9 protein-coding genes and 2 pseudogenes are annotated in these 10,521 nt (G+C 30.6%); 10 read left to right on the top strand and 1 reads right to left on the bottom strand.

Going from position 1 to position 10,521, the window contains the following annotated elements; genetic code table 11:
- Positions 1–362: 362 nt before the first annotated feature.
- From J7M77_RS07750 to J7M77_RS07730, 5 genes and pseudogenes are all read left to right on the top strand, one after another.
- A pseudogene (locus J7M77_RS07750) lies at positions 363–563 on the top strand (conjugal transfer protein); the annotation flags it as partial.
- Between the two features lie 180 nt (positions 564–743).
- Positions 744–1,436 carry a response regulator transcription factor gene (locus J7M77_RS07745; protein WP_296877259.1) on the top strand — a complete coding sequence of 231 codons (693 nt, stop codon included), beginning with the start codon at positions 744–746 and terminating at the stop codon, positions 1,434–1,436.
- On the top strand, positions 1,437–2,357 hold the full coding sequence (locus tag J7M77_RS07740; protein WP_296877258.1) for a sensor histidine kinase KdpD: 921 nt from the start codon (positions 1,437–1,439) through the stop codon (positions 2,355–2,357). It begins immediately after the preceding gene.
- Positions 2,358–2,469: 112 nt separating this feature from the next.
- Positions 2,470–3,144 (top strand): ABC transporter ATP-binding protein, encoded by a 675-nt coding sequence (locus J7M77_RS07735; protein WP_296877257.1) that lies wholly within the window; start codon positions 2,470–2,472, stop codon positions 3,142–3,144.
- Between the two features lie 2 nt (positions 3,145–3,146).
- Positions 3,147–5,651, top strand: a complete 2,505-nt coding sequence (locus tag J7M77_RS07730) for an ABC transporter permease (RefSeq protein ID WP_296877256.1) — start codon at positions 3,147–3,149, stop codon at positions 5,649–5,651.
- A 78-nt stretch (positions 5,652–5,729) separates the two neighbouring features.
- On the opposite strand, the gene J7M77_RS07725 is transcribed toward J7M77_RS07730, so the two are convergent.
- Positions 5,730–5,852 (bottom strand): hypothetical protein, encoded by a 123-nt coding sequence (locus tag J7M77_RS07725; protein ID WP_296877255.1) that lies wholly within the window; start codon positions 5,850–5,852, stop codon positions 5,730–5,732.
- A gap of 238 nt (positions 5,853–6,090) precedes the next feature.
- Here J7M77_RS07725 and J7M77_RS07720 point away from each other — a divergent pair, with 238 nt between their 5' ends.
- The 5 genes and pseudogenes from J7M77_RS07720 to J7M77_RS07700 all read left to right on the top strand — a co-directional run.
- Positions 6,091–6,279: a hypothetical protein gene (locus J7M77_RS07720; RefSeq protein WP_296877254.1), complete on the top strand. Its 189-nt coding sequence runs from the start codon at positions 6,091–6,093 to the stop codon at positions 6,277–6,279.
- A gap of 152 nt (positions 6,280–6,431) precedes the next feature.
- Positions 6,432–8,999, top strand: a complete 2,568-nt coding sequence (locus J7M77_RS07715) for an AAA family ATPase (protein WP_296877253.1) — start codon at positions 6,432–6,434, stop codon at positions 8,997–8,999.
- 166 nt (positions 9,000–9,165) lie between these two features.
- Positions 9,166–9,378, top strand: a complete 213-nt coding sequence (locus tag J7M77_RS07710; protein WP_296877252.1) for an AAA family ATPase — start codon at positions 9,166–9,168, stop codon at positions 9,376–9,378.
- Positions 9,341–9,580 carry an AAA family ATPase gene (locus J7M77_RS07705; protein ID WP_296877251.1) on the top strand — a complete coding sequence of 80 codons (240 nt, stop codon included), beginning with the start codon at positions 9,341–9,343 and terminating at the stop codon, positions 9,578–9,580. Before J7M77_RS07710 ends, J7M77_RS07705 begins: the two co-directional genes overlap by 38 nt.
- 450 nt (positions 9,581–10,030) lie before the next feature.
- Positions 10,031–10,521 (top strand): annotated as a pseudogene (locus tag J7M77_RS07700) (hypothetical protein); the annotation flags it as partial.

Genomic DNA, 10,521 nt, shown 5'->3' with positions numbered 1-10,521 from the left:
TTTATAAAAAATTGGTGTCAATCAGCAGATAGATATTTTTTTTGACATAGTATATCAGTATCACAAATTGAAAAATTGAATATCGCAGATACCTTATTGAACATTAGCAGTTCAGTAAGTGTGGATTATGGAACGCCTATACTGACGTTCCTTTTCTATTTTCAGCTGTTTAGAAATGGACGGCTTTTTCTATATTCACTGAAAGGAGAATTTAAGCTATGAAAAAGATATTGAAGCGACTAGCTACAGGCTTCCTTGCCTTTGCAACAATCGCTACCGCTTTGCCGACTACCGTGTTTATACTTCCAAGAAGCAATACTGGTAGAAAGTATGGAGCGTGTCAGATCGTGGAAAGGTAATGCTATATATCGGGAAATGTGCTTCAACCTATCAGCAGGCACTATCTTTATTTTAAACTGGTAAACCCAGTATTTACAAAGAACGGGGACAATGTGAAAGCCAAGGTTGCTGTGATATCCCTTGATAATCAGACAAAGGATACGCAGGTAGCGCAGTATGAGCTTGTGCTATATAAGGATAGTAATTGGAAGATTGTAGGATAAATGATGAAAAAGTGTGTATTTTAATAAAGAGATACACGTTTTATTCTACAAACACTGCTCTGGATAATGAATATTTATTGACACTCTTTTTTAGTAGATATATCATAAAGACTAAGGAATTTTGTAAATGAGAAAAGATAATCTTCAAAAATATTTACACTTTAAGGAGTGATATTATACATGGCGATTAAAAATAATAAATTGGTTATGGTTTTAGAAGACGATACAGATTTAGCAGAGGGAATAGAATTATCTTTACAAAGTGATGAACTGAATTTTGTGATATGTGAAACAATAGCAGAAGCAAGAAAAGCCCTTGAGCATTATTCTTTTGATTTGCTTATATTTGACATCAATCTTCCAGACGGTAATGGACTGGAATTTTGTCGGGAATTAAAACGGAAAATACAAATTCCGATTGCTTTACTAACTGCAAAAGGCATGGAAATGGATATAGTTAAAGGCTTAGAAAGTGGGGCTGATGATTATATTACTAAGCCGTTTAGTTTAATGGTTCTTCGTGCCAGAATTAGAATGTTACTTAGGAGAAATACAGTGGCAAGTGAACAAGAATATAAAAATTCTGTGTTTCTTTTTCGTTTTGAAACAATGGAATTTTATAAAAATGGGGTACAGATAGAATTGAGTAAAACAGAACAGAGAATTTTGTATTTACTAATTTCAAATCCAAATAGAATTTTAACAAGGGAACGATTGCTTGAATGGGTATGGCCAGAGGGAACAGAGTATGTTGAAGATAATGCTCTTTCAGTTGGAATACGACGATTAAGGGAAAAACTTGAAGATGATTCTTCTAATCCGACTTATATAAAAACTGTTTACGGAAAAGGCTATGTATGGGAGAGTGTATAAATGGATATTCACATTCTTGTATTTATTGGTATCGTATGTCTGAATATCATTATTTTAGGCTGTGTAATTTACTGGTATAGAAATAAGATGTTATCTCAGTATAATAACTTTTTGAATAAAGCCGATGAAATACTTGGCGGAAAACAAATTGATATGATATATGATGAGTCCTTAGATTCGGCTATTTCTGAAAGACTAAACCGTATTGTTGAAATTTCAAATATGCAAAAAGAAGTTGCTGAGCAAGAACGTAATACTATAAAATCATTACTCTCTAATATTAGTCATCAAATACGAACTCCTCTTGCAAATATTACTTTATATACAGGATTGTTAAAAGAGGAATTGAATGAATCAACATCGTATCGATTGGCAGATAAAATCGAAAAAAACGCTGAAAAATTAGAATTTTTTATGAAAGAATTGCTGAAATCTTCGTATGCAGAACAGGGAATTATTTCTGTCAATCCTAAAATAATTGAATTAGACAAGATAATTAAAAAAAGTTGTCAATCAGTAGAATTGGATACAATGAAGAAAAACATTCGTATTCGCTTTGAAAATAATGATTATAAAGTATTTGTTGACCCGAAATGGACAGAGGAAGTTTTTACGAATATTATTGAAAATGCAATAAAATATTCACCAAATAATACAGAAATAACGATTAAGTCTATTTTATATGAATCATTTGTATGCGTAAAAATTATAGATAATGGTATAGGCATACCAGAGCAAGAGCAAGGAAAAGTATTTCAAAGATTTTACAGAGGAACAAATGTAACAGATAAGCTGGGCTTTGGAATTGGGTTATATTTGGCTAGAGAAGTTTTAAGAAAACAACAAGGATATATAAAGGTAAAATCCAAATTAAATAAAGGAACTACCGTTGAAGTTTTCTTATCCCGTAGTGATTTTTAATCAAGACTTTTTTCTCAATCTTTAATTGTGTCAAAGTTGTCACTTTTGAGAAAGATTTGAGAAAGAAGTCTTTGTTATTATTAGTTCAAACAGAGAGAAAGGAAGATGAAAAATGAATATTTTATCAGTTAGAAACTTAAAAAAATATTATAATACGGGAGAGAATACTGTAAAAGCATTGGACGGTATAGATTTAGATATTTGTAAAGGGGAATTTTTAGCTGTTGTTGGAACTTCTGGAAGTGGCAAATCTACTTTGCTACATATGCTTGGTGGTTTGGATAATCCAACTTCTGGAGAAGTTATTATTGACGGAAGAAATATATCGGGATTATCTCGTGATGAACTAACTGTTTGTCGAAGAAGAAAAATAGGTTTTGTATTTCAAAACTATAATCTTTTACCACTTATGAATGTATATGAAAATATTGTGCTTCCTATTAAGCTGGACGGTATAAAACCAGATAATGATTATATTGAAGAAATTCTTAAATTATTAAAATTAGAAGATAAAAAATATTTTATGCCAAATCAATTATCAGGCGGACAACAACAGCGTGTAGCATTAGCAAGAGCTTTGGCAATTAAACCAGCTATTATTCTTGCAGACGAACCAACAGGAAATCTTGATAGCCGAACAAGTCAAGATGTTTTAGGCCTGATAAAAATTTCAAGTCAAAATCTGGCTCAAACGATTGTAATGATTACTCACAATGAAGAGATTGCTCAAATGGCAGATAGAATTATCCGCATAGAAGATGGAAAAATTGTGAAAGGCGGTGAGTAAAAATGCTCAAAGTCAATAACAAAAAAGTAATTCAAGATCTTGCAAAAGCAACATATAAGGCAAATAAAAAAAGAAATTTTTTAACTATAGTAGCTATTTTTTTGACAACGTTTTTACTTTGCACCGTAATATCTGTTGGATTAAGTTATTGGGATACAGTTTCTTTAAGACAACAAAGAATGCAGGGGATAGATTATGATATTGAACTGACAGAACCAAGAGATGATCAAGTATCTACCATACGAAAAATGGACAATGTGAGATATGCTGGGCTTAGCGTGAAATGTGGAATTGCATCAAAATATCAAGATAAAGAATTAGACAAGATAAAATTTTATTGGTTAGATGATACTTGTTGGAAACAACAGACGATTCCAGCATTGGACTATTATAAAGGCAATTATCCAGTCAAGGAAAATGAAATTATGCTTTCACAAAGTGCGATACGTTCTATGGGAATTGAAAATCCTAAAGTGGGTATGGAATTGCCTTTCATATATCAAACGTTAGCAGAAAATAGCAAGAATAACGATATAGCAAAAACATTTATTTTAAGCGGCTGGTTTTTGGATTATACAGGCGTAGATAAGGGGTATGTTTCAGATAAATTTTATCAATCAACTGGAGTTGTGCAGACTGATTTAACGCAAGGAACATTAAAAATCACATTAAAAAATCCTTTATATTCCCAAAAGGATATCATAGAAATGCAAAATCAAATCAACTTATCTGGAAACCAAATTATTGAAGCGGATTATGATACTATTTCTAACTTTATCAGGACTATGATTGGATTATTTGGGTTATTAGTTTTAGTTTTTATGAGTGGATATTTGTTTATTTATAATACATTGTATATTTCTGTAAATCTAGATATACGGTATTTTGGCCAGCTTAAAACAATTGGGACAACATCTGTTCAGATTAGAAAGATGATATATAAGCAAATGTTGTGGAACGCAATGATAGGAATACCATTAGGATTGGTTTGTTCGATAATTATTGGAAAAATTATTATTCCTCAACTATTACACTCTTTAAATCCAACGATTGCAACAAGTGAGGTTGGGACTATCTCCCTTTGGGTATTTATAATCGCTGCTATTTTTTCACTTACTACAACAATAATTAGTAGTCAAAAACCAGTGAAAATAGCAATGGATTGCTCTTGTATTGAAGCAATGAAATATATAGGAGTAACGTCTATAAAAAACAAAAATAAAAAAAGAACTGGCGGTGATATTGGCTCTATGGTAAAAATGAATTTATTTCGAGATAAGAAACAATTCGTTGTTATCATGTGTTCTTTAAGTTTGGCAGTATCACTTTTCTTGATTATCAATGTTGTGATTTATGCTAATAATGCAAAAAATATTTTGAACCATTCTTATGATTATGATATAAGGCTTTTAAATCAGACATTACTTTCAGATAACGAAAAGCAAGTTTTCAATTCAGATTTTATTGAACAAATAAAATCTGTAGATGGAGTAAAAGATGTGCGAGTTTTAAAATCAGCAACAGCAGTTGTTCCATATCAAGAAAATGTCTATGGAGAATATTACAAAGAATTATATGCTTCCAGATATTCTCCTGGTAATTATGAAAAAGATGTAGAGCTATATAAAAAACAGCCAGATTACTATTCTTTTACTTGCAGAGTTGTGGGAATTGATGAAGTGGAATTTGAAAAAATAAATAATGCACTTCAGATCCCACTTGATAAGGAAAAATTCAAAAATGGTGAGATTGCTTTTGTTTCTAAAAATTTTACACAAGGTGATAATGGAATTACAGAAAAAAAGGTTAAATTTTCAATCCCAACGGCTCTGAATCCGGATAAAAAAGAAATTGTTGAAATAGGGGCAATTATAGATGATTACCCAGCGTATTATTCTGCTGGCTATACACCCGATTTGATTGTTAGTGATGATTTTTTTGATGAAATTATGGGACAACCGTTAATAGAAATGATAAAAATTGATTATGATGAACCATTTTCTAAAAATGTAGAATCATCTATTAAAAAACTTGTAGCGAACAATAAACTTATTTCTGCTGAATCGAAATTAGATAATTATTCAGAAATGAAAAATTCAGAAAATCAAATTACTGTATTAGGTGGAAGTTTAGGAATCATTATTATGTTACTTGCTATTTCAAATTATTTAAACATGATGTCTGAAAGCATACAAAATCGTTCTAAAGAATTTGCTATCTTAGAAAGTGTCGGTATGACAAGAAAGCAGATTAAAAAAGTGATAGTGTTTGAAAGTTTAGGTTATTCTGTTTTGTCTATTGTCATTGCATTGATAATTGGCTTACCTGCAAGTTATTTGGTATTTACAAACTTTAATATATATGGGATTCCATATGTTTTTCCAGTAATCAAGACATTACTTTTATTTATTACGATTATCATAGTTTGCGTAGTAACATCACTATTTGTTTTTTCTAAATCAAAAAGTGAAACGATTATCGAATTGTTGCGAAAAGATGAGGTTTAAAATATAGAGTTTGGTTGTCGTCTGCAAAGCAGATTAGCAACTAAGCAAAAGAATGAATATGGGAAAACGAGAAGTTTATTACTTCACGCTTTCCCTTTTTTTCAAGATACCGTCAATTGTACCTTGAATGATTTTTAATTCATTATCACTAAATAAACAAAAAAAGGTTTCTATCTGATAGCGAGCCGTATTTTTTGCCATTTTTTTCGCTGGATAGAAATATTTATCAACTGATATATTGAACATGGTAACTAAATCATGGAATAGTTGAAAACTTGGATGTAAACCAACATTTTTAATATCTGTAGTATGATGTTTTCCATAGAATACCTTATCGCCTAAGTAGAAAGAGCAAAAAGAGCATAGGAAGCAGAGCTGTTATCAAAGTTTTTAGCTTATGTAATGCGACACACAGCTTGCACCAAAATGACAGAGTAATATGGATGTAAAAGTTCTTCAATATATTATGGGACACGCTTATATAGATGTAACAATGGAAGTGTATAACCATATCAAAAAGCTGAAAAGGATTGAAAATGAGATAGCAAGACTAGATAGTATGGTGTTAAATGCTTTACACCATAAAAAGATTGGTGTCAAATTGGTGTCAAAACAGAAAAAATCATAATTTCAAAAGAAATAAGATACTGCAAACTATTGATTTTAAAGGGTTTGCAAAAAAATAACAAAAATATTAGCACTCAGTTGTTGACAGTGCTAAAAAAAGATGTATAATGTAGTTAGCACTTAGGAAGAATGAGTGCTAAAGGAGTGATAGAGATGAATATTGATAAATGGACTGCTAAAATGCAAGAAGCAATTCAAAGAGCTATTAGTAAAGCTGGTGAAATGGGGCATCAGGTTGTTGATGTTGAACATTTTTTATTGGCGTTATTAGAAGATAATACCGGAATATTTTATCGGGTATTAACTAAAGCTAATGTTGATATTAGTAAGTTACAAGAGCGTTTACAGGTAAGACTTAAAAACAAACCAGTAGTAAATAATGTAGATATTAACAGTATTCGAATTTCTTATGATTTTAATCAGTTGATTAATTTAGCGAATAGTCAAATGAATCAATTTAAAGATGAATACTTGAGTGTAGAACATATTGTTATGGCACTATTTGAAATGAATAGTAGCTGGATCAAAGATTTATTAAAAGAATTTAATCTAAATAAACGTGAAGTTAAAAAGATTATTGATGAAATGCGAGGTGGGAATATGGTAAATAATCAAAATCCGGAAAATCAATATGAAGTATTAGAAAAATATGGTCGTGATCTAACTAAAGATGTAGCTGAAGGTAAGCTAGATCCCGTAATTGGTCGTGATGAAGAAATTCGTCGGGTAATTCAAATATTATCACGTAAAACTAAAAATAATCCGATCTTGATTGGGGAACCTGGGGTTGGTAAAACAGCGATCGTTGAAGGATTAGCGTGGCGTATTTTTAAAAACGATGTTCCCGTATCTTTACAAAATAAAACGTTATATGAACTAGATTTAGGGGCTATGGTAGCCGGTGCTAAATATCGTGGTGATTTTGAGGAACGATTAAAAGCGGTATTAAATGAGATTAAAAAAGCTGAGGGTGAAATCATCTTATTTATCGATGAAATTCATCAATTAGTTGGGGCTGGTAAAACTGATGGAGCCATGGATGCTGCTAACTTATTAAAACCAATGTTAGCTCGTGGTGAATTACATTGTATTGGGGCAACTACTTTAGATGAATATCGGATGTATATTGAAAAAGATGCGGCTTTAGAAAGACGTTTCCAAAAAGTTCAGGTTGATGAACCTGATAGTGATGACACAATTGCCATCTTACGTGGGTTAAAGAACTCGTTTGAATCACACCATGGGGTTCAAATTACTGATAGTGCGATCATTGGCGCTGTCAATATGTCACAACGTTATATTACCGATCGTTTTTTACCAGATAAAGCGATTGATTTAATTGATGAAGCTTGTGCATCAATTAGAATGGAAATTGATTCTTTACCAGAAGAACTAGATACAATTACTCGGGAAAAGAATCGATTGGAAATGGAACGAATTTCAATTGAAAAAGAAGATAAAAATGAAGATAATGAAAATCGTTTAAATGAAATTAAAGCTAAAATTGCTTCTTTAGATGAACAAATCAAAGGTTTAACCGATAAATGGCAAGCTGAAAAGAAATCCTTAGATCATATTAAAGAGTTAAAAGATCAAAAAGTAAGATTACAAAACTTAAAAGAAAAATATGAAACTGAAGGTAATTTAGAAGAAGCTTCTAAAATTAAATACCAGACTTTGCCACAAATTGAAAACGAAATCAAAAATTTCGAAACATCAAAGCAGGAAGATGACTTATTACAAGAAAAAGTAACTGTCGATACTGTTAGTGAAGTTATTGCTCGTTGGACTGGTATTCCAATGAATAAATTAATGGAATCTGAACGTGAAAAATTATTAAGACTTGATCAGGCTTTAAAAATAAGAGTCATTGGCCAGGATGAAGCCATTAGCAAAGTTACTGATGCTATTTTAAGATCACGAGCTGGAATCAATGATGAAAATCGACCAATTGGAAGTTTTCTTTTCTTGGGTCCTACCGGAGTTGGTAAAACTGAGGTCGCTAAATCATTAGCTGAACAGTTATTTGATACAGAAAAAAATATCGTGCGGATCGATATGTCTGAATATATGGAAAAATTCAGTGTTTCACGGTTAATTGGAGCGCCACCAGGATATGTTGGTTATGAAGAAGGCGGACAATTAAGTGAAGCCGTAAGACGTCATCCATATTCAATCGTGTTACTTGATGAAATTGAAAAAGCTCATCCTGAAGTCTTTAATATCTTATTACAAGTATTAGATGATGGAAGAATTACTGATTCTAAAGGTAATGTCGTTAGCTTTAAAAATACAATTATTATCATGACTTCTAATATTGGTTCTAACTACTTATTAGAAGGTAATAATTCAGAAACTAGAGCAGCGGTTGACAGTGAACTAAAAGCTCATTTCAAACCAGAATTTTTAAACCGAATTGATGAAATTGTTTACTTCAATTCATTGAATCAAGAAGTTGTCAATAAGATCATTGATAAATTTATTAAACAATTATCTGATCGTTTAATTGATAAAAAGATCACGATTACAGTTAGTGATCGTGCTAAAGAAATCATTAGACAACAAGGTTATGATGTTACTTTCGGGGCTCGTCCATTAAAACGATTCATTCAATCAAAAATTGAAACCCTAGTAGCCAGAGAAATGATCAAAGGTGATATTAAAAACGGTAGTCATGTTTTAGTTGATTTTGATAATGATTTTTATCTAACGATCAATTAATGAGATGATGTTTTTGAAATAGAAAATATTTAATTAAAAAGAGGATTTGAAAATATTGAGTAATCAATAATATCATTTCCTTTTTTTTGTTTATTTTAATAAAGATTACTTAATATTTAAATATGTTTCATAATGGTTATATAGATTTGTAGAAGGGAGCAAGAACGTGTATCCAAGAACATTGTCTAAGAAAATAGAACAATCGTTAAAATTATATCCAGTTGTAATTATTACTGGAGCTAAACAAGTGGGAAAATCTACTGAGGCTTATCGATTAGCTAAAACTCATGGGTTTAATTATGTTTCACTTGATGATATTGAAAAAAGGCATGAAGCAATCAGTGATCCACAATTTTTTATTTTATCCTCTAGTAATTGATGAAATTCAATATGCGCCTATCTTAATGAAAGTTATTGAATCAATTGTTAATGAAAAAAGACTTAAAGAAGGAAGTGCCAATGGATTATTTATTCTTACAGGGTCACAGTCATTTTCTTTGATGCGTGGAGTTAGTCAGTCATTAGCAAGTCGAGCCACTATTTTTACAATGAATCCACTAAGCTACAATGAAACTATCTAGAAAGAAGAAGTACCATTTGTTCCTACTTTTGAATTATTGCAAAAAAAGATTGAACCGCTTTCGGTCAATGAATTGTTTAAAATGATTGTTAGAGGGTTTTATCCCGAATTATTCATAATCCTGAAATACCTGCAAATCAATATTATCGTGATTATGAACAAAATGAAATAGATTTAATTTTAATTGAGAATTTAAAAATTCACTGTATTGAAATAAAAAAAGGGTTAAATTTGATCAAAGTGATATAAAGAGTTTTTCTAAAATTAGAAATAAGAGTAAATACCAGGATAGTATATCCTGTATTCTTTGTAATAGTGAAAATAATTATCCTCTAGATCGTACAACGTATGTTTTATCAATTGCTTGTATTTAGGTGAAATCTTAGGATTTCATCTTTTTTGCTATTAAAAATAATTAAAAGTGCTACAATAAAATCAAGGAGTGATCAAAATGGTTAAACTAAAACATGCTATCAAAAAATTTTGTTCCCCACAAGGTAACCTATTTCGTTATTCACTTAGTTTTTGTTTGCTTCTAGCATTGTTGCCTGCTTTGATCATTTTATTAAAAATATTTCAAAACGATTTATTAGATGAAACTAAATTAGTTAATTTATTGTATGATTATGTACCTAAAATACTACTATCACCTTTTATTGAATATGTGTTATCGCAAGAATATACGACCTTTATCTCATTAGTTATTTCTTCGGTTTTTTCAATTTATTTAGCTAGTAATGCTATCTATTCATTTATGCTGATATCCATGACCGATGAAAATTTTTCTAGCTATGCGATTTTAGTGCGTTTAAAAGCAGTTGTGTTGTTTATCGTTTTAGTAATGGAAATTGTAGGCTTAACGTTTTTAAGTTATATAATTCCTAATTATACATCAATAGTTATTTTAGGTGGTTTGTTTATTGTTTTTTATTTCTTTTATCG

Origin of the sequence: Thomasclavelia sp., assembly GCF_017889095.1 — a bacterium.
Taxonomy (GTDB): Bacteria; Bacillota_I; Bacilli_A; order Erysipelotrichales; family Coprobacillaceae; genus Thomasclavelia.
Note: the sequence above shows the minus strand (reverse complement) of the source record. Positions and strands in the feature narration are given on the sequence as shown.